This window comes from Streptomyces sp. NPDC088157, from assembly GCF_044741545.1.
Classification (GTDB): Bacteria; Actinomycetota; Actinomycetes; order Streptomycetales; family Streptomycetaceae; genus Streptomyces.
In genome coordinates, this window is record NZ_JBIUSU010000002.1 from 975,179 (window position 1) to 999,742 (window position 24,564).

Below are 24,564 nucleotides of genomic sequence, written 5' to 3' on the forward strand. Positions count from 1 at the left end.
CTCACCCCGCCAACCGTACGACCCCCGGCCGCCCCGAGCGCGTCGAGACCGGCGTGGCGAAGTCCACGACACGTTCCGAAACTCTCTCGTTCGGGTGAAATTCAGGCATCAGTCGTACACGTCTTGACCACTCTCGATAACGTGACGACACACCCTTCACTGCATCCCCTGCCACACCACACGTGACGTGAGGATCCACGCTGCCTGCGCACCGTCTCCCCCCTCTCTCCGGCCGCCTCGCCATACCGGCGCAGACCCGGACCTCACCCGCACCGCTGCTGGACGGTTTCAACACCGCACCCGCCGACGAGGCCCACCGCATCCTCCTCGGCTGTCTCCGCAGCCTGCGATGGGCCCACCGCGTGGCAGATCACCGCCCCTACCCGACGCTCGACGCCCTTCTGGCCGCCTCCGACGAGGCCGCGTACGACCTGAGCCCGGGCGATCTGGCGGAGGCCCTGGCGGCCGAGTCCCTCCCCGCGCTGCCCGAGGACGCGTACGGCGCGGCGCACATGGCGCTGAACGCGGCGCACGCGGCCTACGAGGCCCGATTCGGGCACGCGTTCGTCATCTGCCTGTCGTCCGTCCCCCCGGACGAGTCCCTGGACCACGTCCTGGCGGGCATCCGGTCACGATTGACAAACGATCCCGAGGACGAACGGGTGGTGGCCGCGGAGGAACTCCGGCGCCTTGGAAAGGCCCGGCTGGTGAGCCACCTCAGGGGCGCGGGACTGTGACATGTGCGGCTCCACCGCGGGGCGCGACCAGCCACAACGGATCCGCGCGCGGCGCATAACGCACAATCCACCCCAGAAGCCCGGAACGCTAACCCAAACGCATGCCACTTTGATCACACCGGTAGGCCCCCTGTAAGCGCCGAGCCACCGGCTAGCTACCATGCTGGGGGCCGGTGGACCGTACCCGGCCGGGCCCGTCCGACACCCAAGCCGGCAGGCCCCAATCCCCGCTCCCGGAGGGTTCTTCCGTGCCGGCTGGAACGCTGTACCGCGGCCGGGAAGGAATGTGGTCCTGGGTGGCTCATCGAGTCACCGGCGTCCTCATCTTCTTCTTCCTGTTCGTTCACGTGCTGGACACCGCCCTCGTGCGTGTCTCCCCCGAGGACTACGACAAGGTCGTAGCCACCTACAAGACGCCGATCGTGGCGCTGCTGGAGTACGGCCTCGTGGCCGCCATCCTCTTCCACGCGCTCAACGGCCTGCGCGTCATCGCCGTCGACTTCTGGTCGAAGGGCCCGCGCTACCAGAAGCAGATGCTCTGGAGTGTCGTCGGCCTGTGGCTGGTGCTGATGCTCGGGGCGATCTACCCCGTTCTCGGCCACGCCGCTCGTGAACTGTTCGGGAGCTGAGACCAATGGCCACCACTGAAACCACCGCCGCCGGGATCGGCCCCGTCGAGGGCGGCACCGTCTACGGCGTGGACAACCCGGCGCCCTTCATCGAGGCCCCGCGCAAGCGCACCAAGAAGACCCCGAAGTCCACCCGTGGCAACTTCGAGATGGCCGCCTGGCTGTTCATGCGCCTGTCCGGCGTCGTGCTGGTCGTCCTGGTCCTGGGCCACCTGCTGATCCAGCTCGTCCTGGACGGCGGCGTCTCCAAGATCGGCTTCGCCTTCGTGGCCGGCCGCTGGGCCTCCCCGTTCTGGCAGGTCTGGGACCTGCTGATGCTGTGGCTCGCCATGCTGCACGGGGCGAACGGCCTGCGGACGGTCATCAACGACTACGCGGAGCGCGCGAACACCCGGCTGTGGCTGAAGGGCCTGCTCTACACCGCCACGGTGTTCACCATCCTGCTGGGCACGCTGGTGATCTTCACCTTCGACCCGAACATCCGCTAGGCGCACGGGACCGAGGGACTGAGAGAACCACTCATGAAGATCCACAAGTACGACACAGTCATCGTCGGCGCAGGTGGCGCCGGTATGCGCGCCGCGATCGAGTCGACGAAGCGCAGCCGCACCGCCGTGCTGACCAAGCTCTACCCCACCCGCTCCCACACGGGCGCCGCGCAGGGCGGCATGGCCGCCGCGCTGGCCAACGTGGAGGAGGACAACTGGGAGTGGCACACCTTCGACACGGTCAAGGGCGGTGACTACCTGGTCGACCAGGACGCCGCCGAGATCCTGGCGAAGGAGGCCATCGACTCCGTCCTCGACCTGGAGAAGATGGGCCTGCCGTTCAACCGGACGCCCAACGGCACGATCGACCAGCGCCGCTTCGGCGGTCACAGCCGCAACCACGGCGAGGCCCCGGTCCGCCGGTCCTGCTACGCGGCCGACCGCACCGGTCACATGATCCTCCAAACGCTGTACCAGAACTGCGTGAAGGAGGGCGTGGAGTTCTACAACGAGTTCTACGTCCTCGACCAGCTGATCACCGAGGTCGACGGGGTGAAGCGGTCCGCGGGCGTGATCGCGTACGAGCTGGCGACCGGCGAGATCCACGTCTTCCAGGCGAAGGCCGTGATCTACGCCTCCGGCGGCACCGGCAAGTTCTTCAAGGTGACGTCCAACGCGCACACGCTGACGGGAGACGGCCAGGCGGCGGTCTACCGCCGTGGCCTGCCGCTGGAGGACATGGAGTTCTTCCAGTTCCACCCGACCGGCATCTGGCGCATGGGCATCCTGCTGACGGAGGGCGCCCGCGGTGAGGGCGGCATCCTGCGCAACAAGGACGGCGAGCGCTTCATGGAGAAGTACGCGCCGGTCATGAAGGACCTGGCGTCGCGTGACGTCGTGTCCCGCTCGATCTACACGGAGATCCGGGAAGGCCGCGGCTGCGGCCCCGAGGGCGACCACGTCTACCTGGACCTCACCCACCTGCCGCCGGAGCAGCTGGACGCGAAGCTCCCGGACATCACGGAGTTCGCGCGCACCTACCTCGGCATCGAGCCGTACACGGACCCGATCCCGATCCAGCCCACCGCGCACTACGCGATGGGCGGCATCCCGACGAACGTCCAGGGCGAGGTCCTGCTCGACAACACGACGGTCGTCCCGGGCCTGTACGCGGCCGGCGAGGTCGCCTGCGTCTCGGTGCACGGCGCCAACCGTCTGGGCACGAACTCGCTGCTGGACATCAACGTGTTCGGCAAGCGGGCCGGCATCGCCGCCGCCGAGTACTCGCAGAAGGCGGAGTACGTCGAGCTGCCGGAGAACCCCGCCCAGCAGGTGATCGACCAGGTGGAGCACCTGCGCGCGTCCACCGGCACCGAGCGGGTGGCGGAACTGCGCCGCGAGCTCCAGGAGACCATGGACGCGAACGTCATGGTGTTCCGCACGGAGCAGACGATCAAGACGGCGGTCGAGAAGCTCGCCGAGCTGCGCGAGCGCTACCGGAACGTCTCGATCCAGGACAAGGGAAAGCGGTTCAACACCGACCTGCTGGAGGCCATCGAGCTGGGCAACCTGCTCGACCTGGCCGAGGTCATGGCGGTGTCGGCGCTGGCCCGCAAGGAGTCCCGCGGCGGTCACTACCGCGAGGACTACCCGAATCGCGACGACGTCAACTTCATGCGCCACACCATGGCGTACCGCGAGGTGGGCGACGACGGCACCGAGTCCATCCGTCTCGACTACAAGCCGGTCGTCCAGACCCGCTACCAGCCGATGGAGCGTAAGTACTGATGGCAACCCCGACTCTCGACAAGGCGGACGCGGCCGGCGCCCCCGAGCCCGGCTTCGCCGACTCCCCGTACATCACGGCCACCTTCCGCATCCGCCGCTTCAACTCCGAGGTCTCGGCGGAGGCGGTCTGGGAAGACTTCCAGCTGGAGATCGACCCGAAGGAGCGTGTCCTCGACGCCCTCCACAAGATCAAGTGGGACCAGGACGGCACGCTGACCTTCCGGCGTTCCTGCGCCCACGGCATCTGCGGTTCGGACGCCATGCGGATCAACGGCAAGAACCGCCTCGCGTGCAAGACGCTGATCAAGGACCTCAACCCCGCGAAGCCGATCACGGTCGAGCCCATAAAGGGCCTGACGGTCCTGAAGGACCTGGTCGTCGACATGGAGCCGTTCTTCCAGGCGTACCGGGACGTCATGCCCTTCCTCATCACGAAGGACACGAACGAGCCCACGCGCGAGCGCTTCCAGACCGCCGAGGACCGCGAGCGGTTCGACGACACGACGAAGTGCATCCTCTGCGCGGCCTGCACGTCGTCCTGCCCGGTGTTCTGGAACGACGGCCAGTACTTCGGCCCGGCGGCGATCGTGAACGCCCACCGCTTCATCTTCGACTCGCGCGACGAGGCGGGTGAGCAGCGCCTGGAGATCCTGAACGACAAGGACGGCGTCTGGCGCTGCCGCACGACGTTCAACTGCACGGACGCCTGCCCGCGTGGCATCGAGGTCACGAAGGCGATCCAGGAGGTGAAGCGAGCGCTCATCACGCGCCGCTTCTGAGTCTCCCGGCTTCCGAGCCCTGTGACACGGTGAGGGCCCCGCTCCTGGTGGAGCGGGGCCCTCACCGTGTTGCCGCGCCGGTGTCAGCCGCGCAGGACGCGGCCCTGCTTGTCGGTGCGGTCGTTGCTGGTGAGGAACAGGATGCCGTCGATCAGCGCCCAGACGCCGAGGCCGCCGCAGGTGAAGAGCTGGGCGATGCCCACGCCGACGGAGCCGACGTAGAAGCGTCCGATGCCGAGGGAGCCCAGGAAGAGCTGGAGGATACCCGCGACGATCTTGGACTTGTCGGAGTACGGACGACCCAGCGGGTCGACCCCGTAGGGGGCCTGCGGGGTGGGGACGGTCATGAGAACTGCTCCTGAAAATGCCTGCGGGCGACCGGGACGGCCTGCTCCGAAAGGGGGCGTGCAGGAGGGATGCGACGCGAGAGACACCCGCGTCGACCGACGTCGACCGATCTCGACCCACGCCCCGCACGGCCTCGGCCATGCCAGGACGTCCCCCCTGTGACAAGTAAGCCTAGATAAAACAAAGGGTAAAGAGGGAGTACAGATGATCCATCGTTCCTGATCCGTGATCAAAATCAGTCAACGAGGTTGCGGATCACCGTCCATGCCACCGCGATGCCGAGGACGACCGTCAACGCCCGTGGGCCGAGGCGCGGATGCCAGGCGCGGCCGTGCAGGCCCGCCCACATCCAGCGGGCCAGCAGCGCGAGCGCGTACGGCGAGGCGAGCAGCAGGACACGGTTGTCGAGCCAGGCCTGGGCGAGGTGGCCGTGCATCAGGTCGTACACCATGCGGGTGCCGCCGCAGGCGGGGCAGAGCAGGCCGGTGACGAGCCGGAAGGGGCACTGCGGGAGCCAGTGGCCGGGCTGGTGCGGGTCGGTGACATACAGATGGGCGGAGCCCGCCGCACCGGCGGCGAGCACCGTGAGGGGGGCCGCCGCCGGGTGCCGCAACAGGGCGGAACACCTCACGGAGAGGCGCTCCGCGTCAGCCACGCAGGATCCGTCCGTCGGAATCGGTCTTGTCGTCGCTGACCAGCAGGATGATGCCGTCGATCAGCGCCCAGATGCCGAGCCCGCCGCAGGTGAACAGCTGGGCCAGGCCGATGCCGACGTCGCCCATGTAGAACCGGCCGACCCCGAAGCTGCCCAGGGTGAGCTGGAGCACGCCCGCGACGACCTTCGACTTCTCGGAGTAGGGGCGGCCCATCAGGTCGTACCCGTACGGGGCCTGGGGGTCGCCGGTGAAGGTGCCGGGGGGTATGTAACCAGGGGCGGGATAGCCCGGTCCGGGGTATCCGGGCCCTGGGTACCCGGGGCCCGGGTACCCAGGCTGGGCGTAGCCCGGGTATGGCGGGCCGGGCTGGGGGTAGCCGTACGGGCCCGGACCGGGCTGGCCGGGCCGGCCCGCGTCGTAGGGGGCGCCGGGGCCCGCGGTGGGGTAGCCGTAAGCGGGCGGCGGCTGGGGGGGCTGCCCGGGCTGCTGCGGTGGCTGCGGCTGCTCGGGCTGCTGCGGTGGCTGGGGCTGCTGCGGCTCCTGCGGTGGCTGGGGCTGCTGCGGCTCCTGCGGTGGCTGGGGCTGCTGCGGCTCCTGCGGTGGCTGGGGCTGCTGCGGTGTTTCGGACAAGGCGAGTTCCCCCGAGGTCGGATGATCGGATCATCCGTGGATGAGACGAGTGCAGGACATCTTGCAGGAGAAAAACAGCCACGCCGAGACCGGGGTGCTCCTGACCGGATTTCGGGCCCGCCGCACCTAACCTGACGACATGTCAGATGACCAGTCGTACGAGCTGCTCGGCTTCGACAACGTATTGCTGCCCGTCGGCGACCTCGGCGAGGCCGTCGACTTCTACGAGCGGGCCGGGTTCACGGTGGGGCTGCGGTTCGACGAGGCCGGGATCGCGCTCCTGAAGATCGGGGGCGAGACACCGGGGATCCTGCTGCGATGGGAGGAGGCTCTGGCGCACCGGCCGCCGCCCTGGCCGGCCATGCGGGTCTGGCTGGAGGTGCCGGACGCCCGGGGCGCGGCCCGGGCGCTGGCCGACGCCGGCATCACACCCCTGGGCACGCCGTTCTCCACGGCCACCGGATGGACCGTCGAGGTCGCCGACCCCTGGGGCAACGTCTTCGGGTTCACGGACTACCTCAAGCGGCCCGAGCTGGCGAGGCGCTAGCCCTGCCCCACTTCAGTTGAACGTGTTCAAAACAAGCGCTACAGTCATCCTCGACAGCGTTTTGAACGCGTTCAAGAAAAGGTGGGGAACATGGACCGCACGGTCATCGCCTACGTCGTCTACCTGGTCATCAGCATCGGCCTGACCGTCTGGGTGGCCAGGACCCTCAGTCACAACGGACGGATATTCCTCGCCGACGTGCTCCAGGGGAACGAGAAGCTCGCCGACGCCGTCAACCACCTCCTGGTGGTCGGCTTCTACCTCGTCAACCTCGGCTTCGTCGCCCTCTACCTGAGCGGCGACGCCACCATCGAGGACACCCGCGGCATCTTCGAGGCCCTGTCCACCAAGCTGGGCGTGGTGCTGCTGGTGCTCGGCGCGATGCACCTGGCCAACGTGTACGTGCTCAACCGGATCCGGCGGCGCGGGGTCATGGAGCGGGAGCAGACCCCGCCGGTCGGCCCGCAGGGCTGGACCGCCCCCTCGGCGCCCGCCGCCGGGGCGTGAGCACGATGGTCGCCGACCGGGCCGCGGCCGGCCGGGACGCCCGGCGCGTCCCGGTCCGCGGGCTCACCGTGCTCCACGACGCCGACTGCTCCCTGTGCGGCTTCCTGCGCGACTGGCTGGGCCGGCAGCCGCAGCTGGTGCCGCTGGACTTCGTCCCGGCGGGGTCGGCACAGGCGGCCGCCCGCTTCCCCGGCCTCGACCACCGCGCGACCCTCGACGAGATCACCGTCGTCGGCGACTCCGGCCAGGTCTACCGGGGCGCCGCGGCCTGGATCGTCACCCTGTGGGCGCTGCGCGAGTACCGTCCGCTGTCCCACCGGCTGAGCACCCCCGCCGGGGCGAGACTGGCGCGGGGCGCCGTGCTCGCGGCCGCCAAGTGGCGCGACGGGCAGGGGCAGGCGGCGGGCTGGGGCGGGGGCGTGTACCGCCGCGGCGACGGGTGGTCGTACGACCCGCGGCTGGGCTGGACCTACAACCCGCCCACCTGTGCCGACGGCACCTGCTCCACTGGCTAGGCTCCTGTACGTGCCCGCGAACAACGACGGTCCCGCCGAGGCCGCTTCCCCGACCGAGCCCCATGAGGCCGCTCACGCGGCCGGACGTCATGAGGCCGCCCCCGCGTCCAAGTCCGAGCAGACCCGCGCGCTGATCCTGGAGACGGCGATGCGGCTGTTCCAGGAACGCGGCTACGACAAGACGACGATGCGGGCCATCGCCAAGGAAGCCGGGGTCTCGGTCGGCAACGCGTACTACTACTTCGCCGGCAAGGAGCACCTGATCCAGGGCTTCTACGACCGGCTCGCCGCCGAGCACCGGGAGGCCGTCCGGGACGTTCTGGCGCGGGAGACCGGCCTGGAGGCCCGGCTGGCGGGGGTGCTGCGGGTCTGGCTGGAGGTGGCCGAGCCGTACCACGAGTTCGCGGTCCAGTTCTTCAAGAACGCCGCCGACCCGGACAGCCCGCTCAGCCCCTTCTCGACCGAGTCGGAACACGCGCGCGTGGAGGCCATCGCCGTCCACAAGGAGGTGCTCGCGGGGTCGAAGGCGAAGGTCCCGGAGGAGCTGCGCGAGGTGCTGCCCGAGTTGATGTGGCTCTCCCAGATGGGCCTCGTCATGTACTGGATCTACGACCGTACGGAGGGGCGCGAACGCAGCTACCGGCTGGCCGGGCGGGGCGCCCGCCTCACCGCGCGGGGTGTGGCGCTGGCCCGGTTCCGGGTGCTGCGGCCGCTCGTCCTCGAGGTGCACGACCTGTTCACGGACTTCCTGCCCGGCATGAGCAACGCCCTGCCGGACCCGGCGAGGAAAGAACCACCGGGCCCGGCCGAGGAGTGACTCAGCCGACCTCGGCCCCCTCCTCCAGCTCCACGTCGTACACCAGGGGCTCCCCCGCGACCGTCAGCTCCCGGGTGCGTTTCAGCAGGGGCGGCTCGGCCGTCGTCACCAGCAGATACGTCCCCGGAGCCGGGACGGAGAGGATGTACGAGCCGTCGGCGAGGGAGGTCACGCGGTCCCGTTCCCGTCCGCCCTGCGACACCAGCGTGACCGTCGCGCCCTCCACCGGGTCACCGGCCGTGTCACGGACGAAGCCGTGGACGACCGAGGCCGGGCCGTCGCCGGCCGCGACCGACCGAGCCTCCTCCTCCTTCGGCTCGACCGCGAGATGCGGCAGCCGCTTCTCCAGCCACGCGGGCAGCCACCAGTTGGAGTCGCCCAGCAGGTGCATCGCGGCCGGCACCAGCGCCGTACGCAGGATGAACGCGTCCAGCGCGACCGCGGCGGCGAGGCCCACGCCCGCCATCGCCGCGCCCGAGTCGCCGCTGAGCACGAAGGCGAGGAAGACGCAGACCATGATCAGAGCGGCGGAGTTGATGACCCGGCTGGTCTCCGCGAGGCCCACGCGCACCGCGCGCGCGTTGTCCCGGGTGTGCACCCACTCCTCGTGCATCCGGCTGACCAGGAAGACCTGGTAGTCCATCGACAGACCGAACAGCAGGGACAGCATGATGACCGGCAGGAAGGCGTTGATCGGCCCTTCCTTGCCGAGGCCCAGCAGCTCCAGGCCCCAGCCCCACTGGAAGACCGCGACGAGGACGCCGAAGGAGGCCGCGGCCGCGACCAGGTTCATCACGGCGGCCGTCAGTGGCACCACCAGGGAGCGGAAGGCGACCAGGAGCAGCAGGAAGCCCAGGCCGATGATGGTGGCGATGAAGAGGGGCAGGCGGTCGCCGGTGATCGTCGCGAAGTCCTTGGAGACCGCGGTGACACCACCCACGTGCGCCTCGGCCCCCGCCTCGGGGATGACGTCGTCGCGCAGACGGTCGATCAGGGTGTCCGTCTGCTCGGACTGCGGCGAGGTCGTGGGCACCACCTGGATGACGGTGACCCCGCGCGCGGGCGGCAGCGCGGCCACCTGGGCGACGCCGGGCGTCTTCTCGATGCCCCGGGCCAGAGCGGTGGCGTCACCGCCGTCCACGACCACCTGGAGGGGGCCGTTGAAGCCCGGCCCGAAGCCCTCGGCGAGCAGGTCGTAGGCCTTGCGGGTGGTCGTCGAGGCGTCGTCGTTGCCCTGGTCGGTGGCGCCGAGACGGAGCGACAGCACGGGGAGCGCGAGAACGGCCATGACGACCAGCGCGAGCGCCGCGATCGTCCGCGGCCGGCGCTGCACGCCCATCGACCAGCGGGCCGCGGGACCGCTCGCCTTCTCCGGCTCCGGCCCTCCCCCGCTCTCGGCTTCGCTCGAGCGGGAGGTGCCCCCGTCGGCCAGCAGGCGCCGCTGCTTACGGCTCAGCACGCGCGCGCCCAGGAAGCCGAGCAGCGCGGGCAGCAGGGTCGTCGCGGCGAGGACGCTCAGCACCACCGTCAGGGAGGTGCCGATGACGACGCCGTCCAGGAAGCGCAGGTTCGTCACCAGCATTCCGGCGAGCGCGATGCACACCGTGCCGCCCGCGAACAGCACCGCCCGGCCCGAGGTGTTGAGGGCGACGACCGTCGACTCCTCCGGGTCCAGGCCGCGCAGGACGCCCTTGCGGTGCCGGGTGACGATGAACAGGGCGTAGTCGATGCCGACGCCGAGGCCGATCAGCGAGGACAGCAGCGGGGCCAGGTCCGGGATGTCGGTGACATGGCTCAGCAACTGGGTCGAGAACAGGCCCATGCCGACGCCGAAGACGGCGACGGCGAGCGGCAGCAGCATCGCGTACAGCGAGCCGAAGGCCAGGAACAGGACGACCGCGGCCGCCGCGAGGCCGACCATCTCGGCGAGGCCGGTGGGCGGTTCCTGCACCCGCTGGACGGCCTGGCCGCCCACCTCGACCTCCAGGCCGCCCTGTGCGGCGCCCCGCGCGGTGTCGACGACGTCCTGGACGAGTTCCTTGGGTACGGCGTTCGCCTGGTCGGTGAAGGTGATCTGGGCGTAGGCGATCCGCCCGTCACCGCTGATCTGCGCCGTGCCCCCCGAGTACGGGCCGGTGACCCCGCCCACGCCCTTCATCTTCGCGATCTCGTCGAGCGCGGGCTGGACCCGGGACCGCACGTCCTGGTCCCGGACCGAGCCCTCGCCGACCTTCCACACGACCGTGTCGGTGTCGCCCGCGCTCGCCGGGAACGCCTTCTCCATCAGGTCGTAGGCCTTCTTGGAGTCCGTGTCGGGGAGGGAGAAGTCGTTCGCGTAGTCCGTGCCCGCCGTCGAGGCCGAGAATCCCAGGCCGAACAGCGCCCCCGCCCAGAGCAACAGGACCACCAGCCGGTGCCGATAGCACCAGCGTGCCAATGCCGCCACGCTCAATCTCCTTCAACAGATCGTCGGTCGGTCCCCCAGGTCCTGGGCAACAGGATCGGCGGCGCCACGCGTGCGTGGACATGTGACGACCATGACTCTCAAGGAACTCCAAAGCGTGAACCGGCGCGATCGTCGGTGGGTCCGCCGATACTGGGGGCATGACGACGGCTTCCGGCACCGTGCTGGTCGTGGAGGACGAACCGAGCATCGCGGACGTCCTCGCCATCGCCCTGCGCTACCACCGCTTCGAGGTCATGACCGCGGGCACCGTCCGCGAGGCGCTCGCCCTCGCCGACCGCACCCGGCCGGACGTGGCCCTGCTCGACGTGATGCTGCCGGACGGCGACGGCCGGGCGCTGGGACGTGAACTGCGGGGGCGCAGGCCGGACCTGGCGCTGGTGTTCCTCACCGCGCGGGACGCGCCGGCCGAGATCGTCGGCGCCCTCGGCTTCGGCGACGACTACATCACCAAACCGTTCGACATCGACGTGGTCGTCGCCCGCATCACCGCCGTGCTGCGCCGCACGCGGTCGGTCGACGTCCTTCCGCAGCGGCCGCCGCTGCGGTACGGCGACCTGGAACTCGACGAGACGACGTACAGCGTGCACCGCGCGGGGCGCTCGGTCGAGCTCACCCCGACCGAGTACGCGCTGCTGCGCTTCCTGGTGCGCAACGGCGGCCGGATCGTGCCCAAGGAGCAGCTCCTGCGCCACGTCTGGCAGTACGAGCACACCCCGCCGGAGTCGACGGTCGTCGAGACCTACATCAGCTATCTGCGGCGCAAGCTGGACGTGCTGGGACCGCCGCTGATCACCACGCGGCGGGGCGTCGGATACGGGCTGGCGTGAGGCGGATCCACCGGCACGGCATCCACTCGCTGCGCGCCAAGCTGACGGCGGCCAACGTGGGGCTCCTCGCACTCGGCATCGTCGCCGCCACCGCCATCAGCCTCATGGCGATGCGGCACTACCTCCTGGACCAGGTCGACTCCGAGCTCGCCAAGACGCGTACGTCCCTGGGGAGTTCGCAGCTCACCCTGCGGCAGATCGACTCGCTCAGCGTCCTCGGTTTCGTCCGCGACCGGCTGGTGCCCGAGTACTCCGCCGACCGGCCGGCGCCGGACTCCGTGTTCACCGCCGTGGACGACGGGGGCAAGGCTCTGGCCCTCTTCGGCATCGCGCCGACCGAGGCCCAGGTCGGCCTCGCGGACGCCGTGGCCGACCCTGCCGCGCTCGCACGGGACGCCGACCCGCACGACGTGACCGTGCACGACTCCGCGTACCGGGTGACCGCGACGCGGCTCACCGACGGCACGTACGTCCTGCTGGCGACCTCCACCGAAGCCCTCCACAAGGGCATAGCGAAGGCCCTGAAGCTCGATCTGGCGGTCGGCACGCTGCTGCTTGCCCTGCTCGCCTGTCTGACCCTGTTCAGCGTGCGACGGCGGATGCGGCCGCTGGAGGACATGGTGGAGACGTCGACGGCGATCGCCGAGGGCGACCTGACCCGGCGCGTGCCCTCCAGCCACCACCCCACCCAGGAGGTCGAGCAGCTGCGGCTCGCCCTGAACTCCATGCTCCACCAGGTGGAGACCGCGTACCGCACGCGCGAGCGCAGCGCGGCCCAGCTGCGCCGCTTCGTGGCCGACGCCTCGCACGAACTGCGCACCCCGCTCTCCGCGATCCGCGGCTATCTCCAGCTGTACGACCAGGGGATGCTGGTCGAGCCGGAGGAGCGCCGGCGGGCCTGGGACCGGATGAACGGCGAGGTGGACCGGATGGGCCGGCTCGTCGACGAGCTGCTCATGCTGGCCCGCCTCGACCAGCGGCCCGAACTGCTGCTGCGGGGCGTCGACGTGAGCCGTCTGGTGCGGGACTCGGCGCAGGACCTGCGCGCGCAGCAGCCCGGGCGGCCGGTCACCGTCGAGGCAGACGGGGCCGTGCTGGTGCGGGCCGACGAGTCGGGGCTGCGGCAGGTGCTGGGCAACCTGGTGGCCAACGTCCGCACGCACACCTCGGCCGAGGTGCCGGTGCGGCTCGGGGTGGAGCGGGCCGACGGAGTCGTACGGCTGTCGGTCGAGGACGACGGGCCGGGGCTCGGCCCGGAGGACGCGGCGCGGGTCTTCGACCGTTTCTTCCGGGCCGGTGGCGGCGCGGGCAGCGGGCTGGGCCTGGCGATCGTGCAGGGCGTCGTTCAGGCGCACGGCGGCGAGGTGAGCGTGCGGACGGCGCCGGGTGAGGGACTGGCCGTGACGGTGACGCTGCCGACCCGCCCGAAGGCCTGCCTCTGAGGGCGCCGGGCCCCTCCGGGGCCGGGTGCCCGCCCGGTCCGACGGGGGCGCGTGCCCAGCTCACGGGACCGAGCCCGCGGGCAGGGAGGGGACCCGGTCAGATCCAGTCGAGTTTCCAGAGGCGGAACACTCCGTCGCCGTCCGCCAGGAACTGGCCGCCGCCGATGTCCGTGCTGGTGACGACATACTCCTTGCGCTGCCACAGCGGGACGACCGGCACGTCCTCGGCGATGACCTGCTGGAGGCCGCGGAAGTCGCCGGCGGCCCGGCTGCGGTCGGCGAACTGCCGGCTTCCGGCGATGTAGTCGTCGACGGCCTTGCTGCTGTAGCCCGTGTTCATGGTGGAGTCGGTGCCGACGAGCGGGCCCGCGAAGGTGTCCGGGTCGGGGTAGTCGGCGACCCAGCCGACGGCGTACGCGTCGAGTTTGCCGGTGGCCCACCGCTTCTGGAAGTCGGTCCACTCGTAGCCCTTGACGTCCACCTTGAACAGACCGCTCGCCTCCAGCTGCCGCTTGAGCTCCCTGGCCTCGGCCGCCGCGGAGCCGCTGCCCAGGCCGTAGCCGTAGGTGAACTTCACCGGGATGCCGACGCCGGCCGACTCCAGGAGCTTGCGCGCCTTGGCGGTGTTCCGGTCCGGGTAGTTGTCGAAGAAGGAAGTGGTGTGGCCGGTGATGCCGGCCGGGATGAGCGAGTACAGCGGCTCGACGGTCCCGTCGTACACGCTCGCCGCCAGCTGGTCGCGGTCGATCAGCCAGGCCATCGCCCTGCGGACGTCCGTGTCGTGCAGCGGTGCGCCGGAGCGGGTGTCGAAGTACAGGTTGCGGGTCTCGGAGGAGTCGGCCTCGTATACGCGCTGATCGGGGTCGCTGGTGTCGAGGGCGGCCAGTACGGCGGGCGGAAGCTGACGTGTCGCGGCATCGACGTCCTTGGCCTTCCAGGCCTTCTCCAGGGTGTCGGGGTCGGAGTAGTAGCGCAGCTCGACGGGTGAACCGGTCGACACGGCGCCCTTGTAGTGCGAGTTGGGCGACAGCAGGACCTTCTTGCCCTTCGTGTACCCCGTCAGCTCGTAGGGGCCGGTGCCGTCGACGCGGTTGCCGATGCGCAGGGCGCCCGCCGGGTAGCGGGTGTGGTCGACGATCGAGCCGGCCCCGGTGGCCACCTTGAACGGGAAGGTGGCGTCGGGTGTCGACAGGTGGAAGGTGACGGTGAGGTTCTTGGCGTCCACCGACTTCAGGGTGGAGAACAGGGAGGCCGGGCCGACGTTCGAGTCGATCTTCTTGACCCGGTCGAAGGAGAACTTCACGTCCTCGGCGGTCACCTTGTCGCCGCTGCTGAAGGTGAGGTCGTCGCGCAGCTCGCAGGTGTACGTGGTGAGACCGCCCTTCGCGAAGGAACAGCTCCTGGCCGCGTCGGGCACGGGCGAGGCGCCGCCCGGCGCGTACGTCAGCAGCGACTGGAAGACGTTGCTGAACAGGGCCCACGAACCGGCGTCGTAGGCGCCCGCCGGGTCGAGCGAGGTGACGGTGTCCGTGGTGCCGACCCTGATGGTCGCGCCGCCGCTGTCCTGCGACGGCAGTAACTGCCAGCCGCCCACTCCGACGACCGCGAGAACCAGCAGCGCCATGAGGATCCGCATGCGAACAGATCGCATGGTGATGTCCTGCCTCCCCAGGCCGCAGGACGGGCCCAGTCCCCAGAAAAAGTGCCGCTCCCCTTGGCGGCGGGGCTCACCCAACCACACCTGTTTCGCACGGGGGAAGAGGCTTCTGGCGAGATGGGAAAGAACTTACCGACGCCTTGTTTCGGACGGGTTTCACAGCCTGTGCACAGGTTTTTGACCGACCGTCAGGCGTGCGTCGAGGCCAGTTCGACGACGGTGATGTCGGAGGGGGCTCCCACCCGTGTGGGCGGGCCCCAGGCGCCCGCGCCCCGGGACACGTAGAGCTGGGTGTCGCCGTAGCGTTCCAGGCCCGCGACGGTCGGGTTCGCGGCGGCCGCGAAGAGGTTGCCGGGCCACAGCTGACCGCCGTGGGTGTGACCGGAGAGCTGGAGGTCGACGCCGTGGCGTACGGCGTCGTGGATCTGGACGGGCTGGTGGGCGAGGAGCACGCACGCGCGCGTGGTGTCACGGTCGCCGAGCGCGCCGGCGAAGTCGGGCCCCTGGCCCTCGCTCTCGCCCGCGATGTCGTTGACGCCCGCCAGGTCGAACCAGGGCAGCTCCGCGCGGGCGTTCTCCAGGGGGTTCAGGCCGAGCCGCCGCACCTCCTCGACCCACTGTTCGGCGCCGGAGAAGTACTCGTGGTTGCCGGTGACGAAGAAGCTGCCCTGACGGGCCTTCAGCTGCGCGAGCGGGGCCGCCGCCGGGCCCAGGTCCTTCACACTGCCGTCGACCAGGTCGCCGACGACCGCGATCAGGTCGGGCTGCGTCGCGTTGATCGTGTCGACGACCTTCTGCGCGAAGCCCCGGCCGAGGACCGGACCCAGATGGATGTCACTGACGACCGCGATCCGGTAACCGTGGGCGCCGCGCGGAAGCTTGGCCAGCGGCACCGTGACCCGCTTGACCCTGGGACCACGCAGCACGCCGTAGGTGCCGTAGCCGACCGTCCCGACGGCGACCGCGGCCGCCGCGCCACCCACCGCCCGGGAGACGAAGAGCCGTCGGGAAGGGGCCGAGGGGGCCTGTGCGGGGTCCTCGGGCTCCGGCTGCTCCGGGGAGGGCGCCGCCCCCACCGGGACCGGCTCCGGCTGCGCCACGGGCGTCCGGGCGGACGTCCGCCTCTTCAGGAAGCGGTCCAGCAGGGGCCGTACGGCCTCGGCCGCGATCACGGCCAGCAGGAGATAGACCGACAGGGCCATCCACAGGAAGCCCGGCCAGGCCATGACGCGCTGGAGCCAGAAGGGCGCGCCGGTGCGTTCGGCGACCAGGGCGCCGATCGCCAGGACCCAGCCGCCCGCGATCAGCACCGCGCCGCCGCGGCGTGCCCGGCCGGGGCCGCGGGTGGTGTCGCGGAACAGCCGCCGCCACAGGTACCAGTTGGCCGCGACCAGCACGGTCAGGGCGAGCAGCACGAAGACGATCACCATGGTTATGACACCCGCCGCAGTGCGCGCAGCCCACGCAACCCGATGGCTCCGACGACCGTCCCCAATACGAAGGAGACGACAGCGAGCGTCAGGTGCACCCAGAAGTACGCCGTGGGGTCGCCGTCGTCGAACGCGAGTCCGCTGCTGTCCTTGATCAGGTTTTTGACGAAAGTGACCCAGATGATCCAGCTCCACACCCCGAAGGCGAGCAGGAACCAGGAGACGGGGCGGCTGAGCTTCATGGGTTCAGTATCACCGGCGCGTGTCCGGTTCCGTGACCGGGGTGGGGAGGGTGACGGGACTTCCCGTCACGTGCCAGGTACGTTCTCCGTCGTGCCCGCACCCATGATGCAGACCGTCAGGCGAACCCTGCTGGTCACCTCCGCGACCCTCGCGTCCCTCGCGCTCACCGCGCCCGCCTCGCTCGCGGCGCCGAGCCCGTCGCCGTCCCCTGCGGCGTCCGGCTCGCCGAGGGCCTCCGCCTCGCCGTCGGCCGCCCCCTCCGCCTCGTCGTCCGCGTCCGCCTCGCCGTCGGTCGCTCCGCCGCCGGACATGTCGTCCGTGGGCGGCACACGGCTCGGGCAGGCCGGGACGCAGGTGGCGATCGCGGGCGGTGCGCCGGTGCTGCCGAAGGACCTCACCGCGCGGTCGTGGATCGTCGCGGACGCCGAGTCGGGGGACGTGCTCGCCGCGCACAACGCGCACTGGCGGCTGCCCCCGGCGAGCACCATGAAGATGCTCTTCGCCGACACCGTCCTGCCGAGGTTCCCCAAGGCCACCGTGCACAAGGTCGAGGCGAAGGACCTGGCCGGCATGGGATCCGGTTCCAGCCTGGTCGGCATAAAGGAGGGCGAGACGTACACGGTCCACGATCTGTGGCTCGGCGTCTTCCTGCGCTCCGGCAACGACGCGGTGCACGTCCTGTCGGCGATGAACGGCGGCGTCGCCGAGACGGTCAGGCAGATGAACGAGCACGCCGAGGAGCTCCAGGCCCTCGACACGGACGTCGTCTCCCCGGACGGCTACGACGCCCCCGGCCAGGTCTCCTCGGCGTACGACCTGACGCTGTTCGCCCGCTCGGGCCTGCAGAAGAAGGACTTCCGGGAGTACTGCTCGACCGTCACGGCCAAGTTCCCCGGCGAGACGAAGAAGAACAAGAAGGGCAAGACCAGCCGCGGGACCTTCGAGATCCAGAACACCAACCGGCTGCTCAGCGGCGACTACGACATCTCCCAGTACCCGGGCATCGCGGGCGTCAAGAACGGCAACACCACCAACGCGGGCGCGACCTTCACCGGCGTGGCCGAGCGCAACGGCAAGGTGCTGCTCGTCACGGTCATGAACCCGGAGAAGACCGACCACAACGAGGTCTACAAGGAGACCGCCGCGCTGCTGGACTGGGGCTTCCAGGCGGCCGGCAAGGTGACGCCGGTGGGTGAGCTGGTCGCGCCGAAGGGCACCGCGCAGGCGAGCGCGCAGCCCGGCGCCAACCCCTCCCCGTCCGACGCGTCCGGGCAGGCCGGCGGCGCCGGGGACGTGTCGGCGAAGCCGGTGGCGGGCGCGGTGACCGAGAACGGCTCGGGCGGCATGTGGATCGCGCTGGCGATCACCGGAGGACTGCTGGTGCTGCTCGCGGGCGGCGCGTTCCTCGTCAACCGCCGCTGGCCGCTGCCGGACCTGGTACGACGTCGTCGCTGACGTCGATGTCCCGGGGGTTGTCGGGGACGCTGCCCGTCGCCGTCCAGGCCGCGCAGAACAGGACCAGCTTCGCGGTGAAGTTGATCCACAGCAGCAGGGCGATGGGCACGCCGAACGCGCCGTACATGCTCTTGGCGGCGACGCCCTGCATGTAGCCGCTCAGCAGCAGCTTCAGCAGTTCGAAGCCGACGGCGCCGATGAACGCGGCGACGACGAGGCGGCGGCGCGGGGGTTCGACGCCGGGCAGCAGGGTGAGGACGTAGAGCAGGAGCAGGAAGTCGGCGAGCACGGCGACGGAGAACGCCGCCACGTGCAGCAGGACGGTGCCCCAGCCCGCCTCGTCGACGCCCGAGCGGTCGGTGATCCAGCCGACCAGGGCCGAGGCGACGGTCGAGATGGCGATGGTGAGCAGGACCGCGCCGCCGAGGCCGACGAGGACGCCCGCGTCCTTGGCCTTGCGCAGGACGGGATTCTCGTCGCTGTCGGGCCGCTCCCACACCGCGCGCAGACAGTCCCGCATCTGGCCGACCCAGCCGATACCGGTGAGCAGCAGCACCGCACCGGCGATGGAACCGACGGTGCCCGCGTTCTGGACCAGGCCGTTGACGTCCAGCTGGTCGGAGATGCCGGGGACCTGATCGGCGATCTTGTCCTGGAGCTCCTGCTGCTGGGACGCGCTCAGCGTGGCGGCGGCGATGGCGGCGGCCACGGTCAGCAGCGGGAACAGCGCGACGAAGCTGACGAACGTCATCGCGGCGGCCAGCCGCGTCCACTTCACCCGGTCCAGTCGCTCGTACGACCGCCACGCGTGCGTGGCCATGAGGCGCGCGACCCACGGCCCGATGCCGGGAAGCTTCTTCAGCCAGTCCATGATCCGACTCTGCCCCTGTCCCGAGGAACGACGCGCATGCCGCCGACGCGGATGCCGACACGACTATCGCGGAACACCAGGGTTCGGGTACCCCGTGAACGCGGGACGGTGGCCGGTGCGGGGCTCTCGCCGGCCTGCCGGTGGCGGCACGCGCGCGTGGCTCACCAGTTGGCCACCGCCAGCCCGTACATGGCAAGCCAGGCCAGGCCGATGAGGGCGAGGGCGCGGTCGCCCAGGACGACCTCCTCGGGCTCTCCCGCGGTGCCCCGGTCGGCGAAGACGGCATAGCGCAGGACCGCCAGGACGAAGGCGACCACGGACAGCTGGCGCCAGGGCAGCAGGCTCGTGTGCGGGACGCCGCCCTCCTCCAGGGCCCACAGGCAGTAGCCGAGCACGGCGACCCCGGCCGCCAGCTGCCAGACGAAGCGCAGGTAGCCGGTGGTGTACTCGGTGAGCAGCACGCGCGTGGCGCCCGCGGTGCCGGCCAGCTGGACGGCCTCGGAGTAGCGCTTGGCCGCGACCATGAACAGCGCACCGAAACCGGTGGTGATCAGGAACCAGCGGGACAGGGGGATGCCGAGGGCGAGTCCGCCCGCCGTCGCCCGCATCAGGAACCCGGTCGTGACGACGACCAGGTCGACGACCAGGACGTGCTTCAGGCTGACGCAGTACGCCAGTTGCATGCCCAGGTAGGCGATGAGCAGCGCCGCGACGGCGGGGGTCGTCAGCAGGACCGCGGCGGCCGGTGCGAGGACCGCGAGGGCGCCCGCGACGCCGTACGCGACGGGCACCGGGACCTGTCCGGCGGCGACCGGGCGGTGCCGCTTGGTGGGGTGGGCGCGGTCGGCCTCCGCGTCACGGGCGTCGTTGAACAGGTAGACGGCGGCGGCGGAGGTGGTGAACAGGGCGAAGACGAGGGCGAGTTGACCGAGCGCGTGCGGGGAGAAGAGCCGGCCGGCCGCGGCGGGGGCGGCGACGACCAGGGTGTTCTTGACCCACTGCTTGGGGCGGGTGGTCCTGAGAATGCCGCCGACGAGGGTGCCGGGGCGATGGCTCGGCGGCCGGGGGGCCGGCGGGCGGTGCGTGCGCTGATGGTGGAGCAGTGCCTCAGCCACGGTGCCCCTCCCTCATCCAGCGCGCCCCCAGCCGCGCGGTGAGCGCTCCCAGGGCCGCGCCGGCCACCACGTCGGAGGGGTGGTGGACGCCGACGACCAGGCGTGAGAGGCACATCGCGGCGGCGAGCGGCACGGTGGCGTGCGCCCCGAGCGCGCCGTAGGCGACGGCGGCGGCCGCGGCGGAGGTCGCGTGCGAGCTGGGGAAGGAGTGCCGTCCCGCGGTGCGCACGAGGGGTTCGACGTGGGCGGGCCGCGGGCGTCGGACGATCCGTTTCACTCCCACGCTGGCGGCGTGCGCGCCCGCGGTGAGCGCGGTGGCGCGCAGCCAGGCACCGCGCCGCGGGCCGTCGACGGCGGCTGCGACGACGCCCGTCGCGAGCCAGAGAGCCCCGTGTTCGCCCGCCCAGGACAGGGCGCGCGCGACACGGGCGACGCGTGGGTCCGCGCCCCGGGCGCGGAGCGCCGAGAGGATCCGGTGGTCCAGGTCGTCCAGTTCGTCCATGTGAACTCACTGTTCACGCCGACCTTCTCGAATTTCCGGCAATATTCGGCGACATACCATTAATCACCCGTAAAGAGCAGCAATGAATGTTTCAAAATTAATCGCCCATATAGAGGCGATACGGTCACGACCATGCCTGCCACGACCGCGTCCGGGACCGTTGCCGAGACATCCTCCGAGCTCGTTCCCGTCACGGGATGGGGCCGTACGGCTCCCTCCGCCGCGCGGGTGGTCCGCCCCCGGACCTACGCGGAGGCCGTCGCGGCGGTCCGGGACTGCGGGGCCCGCGGAAGCATCCCCAGGGGCCTGGGACGGGCGTACGGGGACGCCGCGCAGAACGCGGGCGGGTCGGTGATCGACCTGACCGGCCTGGACCGCGTCCACGTCATCGACGCCGACGACGGGAGCGTTCTGTGCGACGCGGGCGTCTCCCTGCACCGGCTCATGGAGGTCCTGCTGCCGCTCGGCTGGTTCGTGCCCGTGACCCCCGGCACCCGGTACGTGACCGTGGGCGGCGCGATCGGCGCCGACATCCACGGCAAGAACCACCACGTCTGCGGGTCCTTCGCCCGTCATGTGCCGTCCTTCGAACTGCTCACGGCGGACGGCACGATCCGCACGGTGGAGCAGGGTACCGACCTGTTCGACGCGACCGTCGGCGGCATGGGCCTGACCGGCGTCGTCCTGACGGCCAGGATCCGGCTCCAGCCGGTCGGCACCTCCCTGATGTCGGTCGACACCGAGCGGGCCGCCGACCTCGACGACCTGATGGCCCGGCTGACGGCCACCGACCACCGCTACCGCTACTCGGTCGCCTGGATCGACCTCCTCGCGCGCGGGGCGGCCACCGGACGCGCGGTCCTGACCCGCGGCGAGCACGCACCCCTGGACGCGCTGCCCGCCCGCGCGCGCAGGGATCCGCTCGCGTTCCGCCCGTCCCGGCTCCCGGCCGCTCCCGCGTTCCTGCCGAACGGCCTGCTCACCCGCACGACCGTCGGATTGTTCAACGAACTCTGGTACCGCACGGCGCCACGCGCGCGTACCGGGGAACTCCAGAGCATCTCCGCCTTCTTCCACCCCCTCGACGGCGTCCCCCACTGGAACCGCGTCTACGGCCGCGACGGCTTCGTGCAGTACCAGTTCGTCGTCGGATACGGACAGGAGGACACCCTGCGCCGGATCGTGGGGCGTATCTCCGCCCGCCGCTGCCCGTCCTTCCTGGCCGTCCTCAAGCGGTTCGGGGAGGCCGACCCCGGCTGGCTCTCCTTCCCGCGCCCGGGCTGGACCCTCGCCCTGGACGTCCCGGCCGGGGTGCCCGGCCTCGGCGCACTCCTCGACGAGCTGGACGAGGAGGTGGCCACCGCCGGCGGCCGCGTCTACCTCGCCAAGGACTCCCGGCTGCGCCCCGAACTGCTGACCGCGATGTACCCGCGTCTCGACGACTTCCGGGCGCTGCGCGCGGCGCTGGACCCGCGCGGGGTGTTCGTCTCGGACCTCGCCCGCCGGCTCAACATCCAGGAGTCACCATGAAGGACGCCTTCGGCCTCCCACAGTCCCTTCTCGTCCTCGGCGGCACGTCCACGATCGCGCTGGCCACCGCCCGCCGCCTGATCGCCCGCCGCACCCGCACGGTGTGGCTGGCCGGGCGTCCGTCGCCCGCGCTGGAGTCGGCCGCCGCCGAGCTGCGCACCCTGGGGGCGGACGTGCGCACCGTCCCGTTCGACGCGCTCGACCCCCGGTCCCACGAGGCGGTCCTCGGCAAGGTCTTCGCCGAGGGCGACGTCGATCTGGTGCTGCTGGCCTTCGGGGTCCTCGGCGACCAGGCGAACGACGAGCGCGACCCGTCGGCCGCGGTGCGCGTCGCACAGACCAACTACACGGGGGCCGTGTCGGCGGGGCTGGTCGGCGCACGCGCCCTCCAGGCCCAGGGCCACGGCTCCCTGGTCGTGCTCTCCTCGGTGGCCGGCGAGCGGGCCCGCCGCTCGAACTTCATCTACGGCTCCAGCAAGGCGGGGCTCGACGCCTTCGCCCAGGGCCTGGGCGACGCGCTGCACGGCACGGGCGTCCATGTCATGGTCGTACGCCCCGGGTTCGTCCGGACGAGGATGACCGCCGGGCTGGCGGAGGCGCCGCTGGCGACCACCCCGGAGGCGGTCGCCACGGCCGTCGAGCTGGGGCTGCGGCGCCGCTCGGAGACCGTGTGGGTGCCGGGGGTGCTGCGCGTGGTGATGTCGGCGCTGCGGCACACACCGCGCGGGCTGTTCCGACGGCTGCCGGTCCAGGGCGGGCTCCCGGGAACGCGCTAACGCGTCGGCAGTGAACCCCGGTCGGCGCGGGCGGCCTGTGGCGGGACGACCGCGCCCCCGAAGGCGAAGTGGCGCAGTTTGCGCCAGACGCCGTCGGAACCCTGCTCGGCGAGGGCGAAGCCGGTGCAGGACCACTCGGCCTCGTAGTGGGCGAGCTCCTCGAAGGCCCGGTCCATCGCCGCCTCGTCGATGCCGTGCGCGACGGTGACGTGCGGGTGGTAGGGGAACTGGAGCTCGCGGGTGAGCGGCCCGGAGGCGTCACGGACCCGCTGCTGGAGCCAGGCGCAGGTCTCGGCGCCCTGGACGACCTGTACGTAGACCACCGGCGACATGGGCCGGAACGTGCCGGTACCGGACAGCCTCATCGGGAACGGCCGGCCGGCCGCGGCGACCTCGGTGAGGTGCGCTTCGACGGCCGCGAGCGCGCTCGCCTCGACCTCGGTCGGCGGCAGCAGCGTGACGTGCGTGGGGATGCCGTGCGCCGCGGCGTCGCCGAAGCCCGCGCGCCGCTCCTGGAGCAGGCTGCCGTGAGGCTCCGGGACCGCGATCGACACGCCGATCGTTACGGTCCCCACGTCTTCTCCTTCGTCCTGTCGTCATGGCGGGGTGTGGTGCCGGGTTCGTACTCAGTCGTACGGCTATCGACTGTACGGCCACAGCTGTGCTCTGGGCAGGCGCAGGGAAAGTGATGTGCAGCGCTCTGCCCGGAGGAACAGGTGTGCGGTGCGCCCCGAGTGCTTCCGAGCGCCGCTCAGTGCTTCGCGGGCAGGAAGCCCACTCGCTCGTACGTCCGGGCCAGCGTCTCGGCGGCGACGGCTCGCGCCTTCTCCGCGCCCTTGGCCAGGATCGAGTCGAGCGTCTCGGGGTCGTCCAGGTACTGCTGGGTGCGGTCCCGGAACGGCGTCACGAAGTCGACGACGACGTCGGCGAGGTCGGTCTTGAGCGCGCCGTAGAGCTTGCCCTCGTAGCTCCGCTCCAGCTCCGCGACGCTCGTGCCGGTCAGCGTCGAGTAGATGCTGAGCAGGTTGCTCACGCCGGGCTTGTTCTGGGTGTCGTAGCGGATCACCGTGTCGGTGTCCGTGACCGCGCTGCGGATCTTCTTGGCGGTGACCTTCGGCTCGTCGAGCAGGTTGATGAGGCCCTTCGGCGTGGACGCCGACTTGCTCATCTTGATCGACGGATCCTGAAGGTCGTAGATCTTCGCCGTCTCCCTCAGGATGTACGGCTTCGGGATCGTGAAGGTCTCGCCGAAGCGGCCGTTGAACCGCTCCGCGAGGTCACGGGTGAGCTCGATGTGCTGACGCTGGTCCTCGCCGACCGGCACCTCGTTGGCCTGGTACAGCAGGATGTCCGCGACCTGGAGGATCGGGTAGGTGAACAGGCCCACGGAGGCGCGGTCGGCGCCCTGCCTGGCGGACTTGTCCTTGAACTGCGTCATCCGGCCGGCCTCGCCGAAACCGGTGAGACAGTTCATGACCCAGGCGAGCTGGGCGTGCTCGGGGACGTGGCTCTGGACGAAGAGCGTGCAGCGGTCCGGGTCGAGACCGGCCGCGAGGAGCTGGGCGGCGGCCAGCCGCGTGTTCGCGCTGAGCTCCTTCGGATCCTGCGGGACCGTGATCGCGTGCAGGTCGACGACCATGTAGAACGCGTCGTGGGTCTCCTGGAGGGCCACCCACTGGCGGACGGCGCCGAGGTAGTTGCCGAGGTGGAACGAGCCTGCGGTGGGCTGGATTCCGGAGAGCACGCGGGGTCGGTCTGTGGCCATGCTCATCATTGTCTCAGAGCGCGGGGACCGCCCGGAACGGGTC

The 24,564-nt window shown here is 71.0% G+C and carries 26 protein-coding genes; 14 read left to right on the plus strand and 12 right to left on the minus strand.

Annotation, left to right across the window (positions count from 1 at the left end; genetic code table 11):
* Positions 1 to 200: 200 nt before the first annotated feature.
* The 5 genes from ACIPFH_RS10615 (at position 201) to ACIPFH_RS10635 (ending at position 4,421) form a co-directional block, all read left to right on the plus strand.
* On the plus strand, positions 201 to 737 hold the full coding sequence (locus ACIPFH_RS10615; protein ID WP_401825146.1) for a 2-oxo-4-hydroxy-4-carboxy-5-ureidoimidazoline decarboxylase: 537 nt from the start codon (positions 201 to 203) through the stop codon (positions 735 to 737).
* 248 nt (positions 738 to 985) lie between these two features.
* Positions 986 to 1,366, plus strand: coding sequence for a succinate dehydrogenase, cytochrome b556 subunit (sdhC, locus tag ACIPFH_RS10620; RefSeq protein WP_078504082.1), 381 nt, complete (start codon positions 986 to 988; stop codon positions 1,364 to 1,366).
* 5 nt (positions 1,367 to 1,371) lie between these two features.
* The gene (locus ACIPFH_RS10625; RefSeq protein ID WP_401824887.1) at positions 1,372 to 1,854 is read left to right on the plus strand and encodes a succinate dehydrogenase hydrophobic membrane anchor subunit; all 483 of its coding nucleotides are present in this window, start codon (positions 1,372 to 1,374) and stop codon (positions 1,852 to 1,854) included.
* A gap of 33 nt (positions 1,855 to 1,887) precedes the next feature.
* Complete coding sequence (sdhA, locus tag ACIPFH_RS10630; RefSeq protein WP_356260984.1) at positions 1,888 to 3,642, plus strand: succinate dehydrogenase flavoprotein subunit; 1,755 nt, start codon at positions 1,888 to 1,890, stop codon at positions 3,640 to 3,642.
* Complete coding sequence (locus tag ACIPFH_RS10635; protein ID WP_356260981.1) at positions 3,642 to 4,421, plus strand: succinate dehydrogenase iron-sulfur subunit; 780 nt, start codon at positions 3,642 to 3,644, stop codon at positions 4,419 to 4,421. Before sdhA ends, ACIPFH_RS10635 begins: the two co-directional genes overlap by 1 nt.
* Before the next feature lie 83 nt (positions 4,422 to 4,504).
* Here the strand turns inward: ACIPFH_RS10635 and ACIPFH_RS10640 are convergent, their stop codons facing one another.
* The 3 genes from ACIPFH_RS10640 to ACIPFH_RS10650 all read right to left on the minus strand — a co-directional run bounded on the left by ACIPFH_RS10640 (position 4,505) and on the right by ACIPFH_RS10650 (position 6,055).
* Complete coding sequence (locus ACIPFH_RS10640) at positions 4,505 to 4,768, minus strand: TM2 domain-containing protein (protein ID WP_356264613.1); 264 nt, start codon at positions 4,766 to 4,768, stop codon at positions 4,505 to 4,507.
* Between the two features lie 236 nt (positions 4,769 to 5,004).
* Positions 5,005 to 5,424: a DUF2752 domain-containing protein gene (locus tag ACIPFH_RS10645; RefSeq protein ID WP_401824889.1), complete on the minus strand. Its 420-nt coding sequence runs from the start codon at positions 5,422 to 5,424 to the stop codon at positions 5,005 to 5,007.
* On the minus strand, positions 5,417 to 6,055 hold the full coding sequence (locus ACIPFH_RS10650) for a TM2 domain-containing protein (RefSeq protein WP_401824891.1): 639 nt from the start codon (positions 6,053 to 6,055) through the stop codon (positions 5,417 to 5,419). Before ACIPFH_RS10650 ends, ACIPFH_RS10645 begins: the two co-directional genes overlap by 8 nt.
* 139 nt (positions 6,056 to 6,194) lie before the next feature.
* On the opposite strand from ACIPFH_RS10650, the gene ACIPFH_RS10655 reads away from it, so the two are divergent.
* The 4 genes from ACIPFH_RS10655 to ACIPFH_RS10670 all read left to right on the plus strand — a co-directional run bounded on the left by ACIPFH_RS10655 (position 6,195) and on the right by ACIPFH_RS10670 (position 8,441).
* Complete coding sequence (locus ACIPFH_RS10655; RefSeq protein ID WP_401824893.1) at positions 6,195 to 6,602, plus strand: VOC family protein; 408 nt, start codon at positions 6,195 to 6,197, stop codon at positions 6,600 to 6,602.
* Between the two features lie 90 nt (positions 6,603 to 6,692).
* Complete coding sequence (locus ACIPFH_RS10660; protein ID WP_356264625.1) at positions 6,693 to 7,109, plus strand: hypothetical protein; 417 nt, start codon at positions 6,693 to 6,695, stop codon at positions 7,107 to 7,109.
* 5 nt (positions 7,110 to 7,114) lie between these two features.
* A complete protein-coding gene (locus ACIPFH_RS10665; RefSeq protein WP_401825147.1) occupies positions 7,115 to 7,624 on the plus strand; it encodes a thiol-disulfide oxidoreductase DCC family protein in 510 nt (169 codons plus the stop codon).
* A 10-nt stretch (positions 7,625 to 7,634) separates the two neighbouring features.
* The gene (locus tag ACIPFH_RS10670) at positions 7,635 to 8,441 is read left to right on the plus strand and encodes a TetR family transcriptional regulator (protein ID WP_401824895.1); all 807 of its coding nucleotides are present in this window, start codon (positions 7,635 to 7,637) and stop codon (positions 8,439 to 8,441) included.
* Between the two features lies 1 nt (position 8,442).
* Here ACIPFH_RS10670 and ACIPFH_RS10675 read toward each other — a convergent pair whose 3' ends face one another.
* Positions 8,443 to 10,878 carry an MMPL family transporter gene (locus tag ACIPFH_RS10675; protein ID WP_401825149.1) on the minus strand — a complete coding sequence of 812 codons (2,436 nt, stop codon included), beginning with the start codon at positions 10,876 to 10,878 and terminating at the stop codon, positions 8,443 to 8,445.
* 167 nt (positions 10,879 to 11,045) lie between these two features.
* Between ACIPFH_RS10675 and ACIPFH_RS10680 the strand changes: the two genes are divergently transcribed.
* Positions 11,046 to 11,735, plus strand: coding sequence for a response regulator transcription factor (locus ACIPFH_RS10680; protein WP_401824897.1), 690 nt, complete (start codon positions 11,046 to 11,048; stop codon positions 11,733 to 11,735).
* Positions 11,732 to 13,177 (plus strand): ATP-binding protein, encoded by a 1,446-nt coding sequence (locus ACIPFH_RS10685; RefSeq protein WP_401824899.1) that lies wholly within the window; start codon positions 11,732 to 11,734, stop codon positions 13,175 to 13,177. The genes ACIPFH_RS10680 and ACIPFH_RS10685 overlap by 4 nt, the downstream gene beginning before the upstream one ends.
* Positions 13,178 to 13,274: 97 nt before the next feature.
* Here the strand turns inward: ACIPFH_RS10685 and ACIPFH_RS10690 are convergent, their stop codons facing one another.
* The 3 genes from ACIPFH_RS10690 to ACIPFH_RS10700 form a co-directional block, all read right to left on the minus strand.
* Positions 13,275 to 14,828, minus strand: a complete 1,554-nt coding sequence (locus ACIPFH_RS10690; protein WP_401824901.1) for an ABC transporter substrate-binding protein — start codon at positions 14,826 to 14,828, stop codon at positions 13,275 to 13,277.
* Between the two features lie 194 nt (positions 14,829 to 15,022).
* Positions 15,023 to 16,264, minus strand: coding sequence for a metallophosphoesterase (locus ACIPFH_RS10695; protein WP_401824903.1), 1,242 nt, complete (start codon positions 16,262 to 16,264; stop codon positions 15,023 to 15,025).
* A 2-nt stretch (positions 16,265 to 16,266) separates the two neighbouring features.
* Entirely contained in the window at positions 16,267 to 16,506 is a 240-nt protein-coding gene (locus ACIPFH_RS10700; RefSeq protein WP_356252212.1) for an SCO4848 family membrane protein, read from the minus strand.
* 91 nt (positions 16,507 to 16,597) lie between these two features.
* Between ACIPFH_RS10700 and ACIPFH_RS10705 the strand changes: the two genes are divergently transcribed.
* Positions 16,598 to 17,962, plus strand: a complete 1,365-nt coding sequence (locus ACIPFH_RS10705) for a D-alanyl-D-alanine carboxypeptidase family protein (protein WP_401824905.1) — start codon at positions 16,598 to 16,600, stop codon at positions 17,960 to 17,962.
* On the opposite strand, the gene ACIPFH_RS10710 is transcribed toward ACIPFH_RS10705, so the two are convergent.
* From ACIPFH_RS10710 to ACIPFH_RS10720, 3 genes are all read right to left on the minus strand, one after another.
* Positions 17,916 to 18,833, minus strand: a complete 918-nt coding sequence (locus ACIPFH_RS10710; RefSeq protein ID WP_401824906.1) for a YihY/virulence factor BrkB family protein — start codon at positions 18,831 to 18,833, stop codon at positions 17,916 to 17,918. The genes ACIPFH_RS10705 and ACIPFH_RS10710 overlap by 47 nt on opposite strands.
* Positions 18,834 to 18,994: 161 nt before the next feature.
* Complete coding sequence (locus tag ACIPFH_RS10715; protein WP_401824907.1) at positions 18,995 to 19,948, minus strand: decaprenyl-phosphate phosphoribosyltransferase; 954 nt, start codon at positions 19,946 to 19,948, stop codon at positions 18,995 to 18,997.
* On the minus strand, positions 19,941 to 20,450 hold the full coding sequence (locus ACIPFH_RS10720; RefSeq protein WP_401824909.1) for a phosphatase PAP2 family protein: 510 nt from the start codon (positions 20,448 to 20,450) through the stop codon (positions 19,941 to 19,943). The genes ACIPFH_RS10715 and ACIPFH_RS10720 overlap by 8 nt, the downstream gene beginning before the upstream one ends.
* A gap of 132 nt (positions 20,451 to 20,582) precedes the next feature.
* Between ACIPFH_RS10720 and ACIPFH_RS10725 the strand changes: the two genes are divergently transcribed.
* Positions 20,583 to 21,980, plus strand: coding sequence for an FAD-binding protein (locus tag ACIPFH_RS10725; RefSeq protein ID WP_401824911.1), 1,398 nt, complete (start codon positions 20,583 to 20,585; stop codon positions 21,978 to 21,980).
* On the plus strand, positions 21,977 to 22,756 hold the full coding sequence (locus ACIPFH_RS10730) for a decaprenylphospho-beta-D-erythro-pentofuranosid-2-ulose 2-reductase (protein ID WP_401824913.1): 780 nt from the start codon (positions 21,977 to 21,979) through the stop codon (positions 22,754 to 22,756). The genes ACIPFH_RS10725 and ACIPFH_RS10730 overlap by 4 nt, the downstream gene beginning before the upstream one ends.
* On the opposite strand, the gene ACIPFH_RS10735 is transcribed toward ACIPFH_RS10730, so the two are convergent.
* The gene (locus ACIPFH_RS10735; RefSeq protein ID WP_401824915.1) at positions 22,753 to 23,331 is read right to left on the minus strand and encodes a 2'-5' RNA ligase family protein; all 579 of its coding nucleotides are present in this window, start codon (positions 23,329 to 23,331) and stop codon (positions 22,753 to 22,755) included. The two genes, ACIPFH_RS10730 and ACIPFH_RS10735, sit on opposite strands and share 4 nt — an antisense overlap.
* Positions 23,332 to 23,507: 176 nt before the next feature.
* Positions 23,508 to 24,521, minus strand: coding sequence for a tryptophan--tRNA ligase (gene trpS / locus ACIPFH_RS10740; protein WP_356252192.1), 1,014 nt, complete (start codon positions 24,519 to 24,521; stop codon positions 23,508 to 23,510).
* Positions 24,522 to 24,564 lie beyond the last annotated feature (43 nt).

Excerpts from the sequence above, each read along its gene's own strand:
- ACIPFH_RS10635 (WP_356260981.1), top strand. The coding sequence starts at position 3,642 with ATGGCAACCCCGACTCTCGACAAGGCGGACGCGGCCGGCGCCCCCGAG.
- ACIPFH_RS10700 (WP_356252212.1), bottom strand. The coding sequence starts at position 16,506 with ATGAAGCTCAGCCGCCCCGTCTCCTGGTTCCTGCTCGCCTTCGGGGTG.
- ACIPFH_RS10695 (WP_401824903.1), bottom strand. The coding sequence starts at position 16,264 with ATGGTGATCGTCTTCGTGCTGCTCGCCCTGACCGTGCTGGTCGCGGCC.
- ACIPFH_RS10710 (WP_401824906.1), bottom strand. The coding sequence starts at position 18,833 with ATGGACTGGCTGAAGAAGCTTCCCGGCATCGGGCCGTGGGTCGCGCGC.
- ACIPFH_RS10665 (WP_401825147.1), top strand. The coding sequence starts at position 7,115 with ATGGTCGCCGACCGGGCCGCGGCCGGCCGGGACGCCCGGCGCGTCCCG.
- ACIPFH_RS10640 (WP_356264613.1), bottom strand. The coding sequence starts at position 4,768 with ATGACCGTCCCCACCCCGCAGGCCCCCTACGGGGTCGACCCGCTGGGT.
- ACIPFH_RS10680 (WP_401824897.1), top strand. The coding sequence starts at position 11,046 with ATGACGACGGCTTCCGGCACCGTGCTGGTCGTGGAGGACGAACCGAGC.
- ACIPFH_RS10690 (WP_401824901.1), bottom strand. The coding sequence starts at position 14,828 with ATGCGATCTGTTCGCATGCGGATCCTCATGGCGCTGCTGGTTCTCGCG.
- ACIPFH_RS10655 (WP_401824893.1), top strand. The coding sequence starts at position 6,195 with ATGTCAGATGACCAGTCGTACGAGCTGCTCGGCTTCGACAACGTATTG.
- ACIPFH_RS10660 (WP_356264625.1), top strand. The coding sequence starts at position 6,693 with ATGGACCGCACGGTCATCGCCTACGTCGTCTACCTGGTCATCAGCATC.
- ACIPFH_RS10725 (WP_401824911.1), top strand. The coding sequence starts at position 20,583 with ATGCCTGCCACGACCGCGTCCGGGACCGTTGCCGAGACATCCTCCGAG.
- ACIPFH_RS10625 (WP_401824887.1), top strand. The coding sequence starts at position 1,372 with ATGGCCACCACTGAAACCACCGCCGCCGGGATCGGCCCCGTCGAGGGC.
- sdhA (WP_356260984.1), top strand. The coding sequence starts at position 1,888 with ATGAAGATCCACAAGTACGACACAGTCATCGTCGGCGCAGGTGGCGCC.
- ACIPFH_RS10720 (WP_401824909.1), bottom strand. The coding sequence starts at position 20,450 with ATGGACGAACTGGACGACCTGGACCACCGGATCCTCTCGGCGCTCCGC.
- ACIPFH_RS10730 (WP_401824913.1), top strand. The coding sequence starts at position 21,977 with ATGAAGGACGCCTTCGGCCTCCCACAGTCCCTTCTCGTCCTCGGCGGC.
- trpS (WP_356252192.1), bottom strand. The coding sequence starts at position 24,521 with ATGGCCACAGACCGACCCCGCGTGCTCTCCGGAATCCAGCCCACCGCA.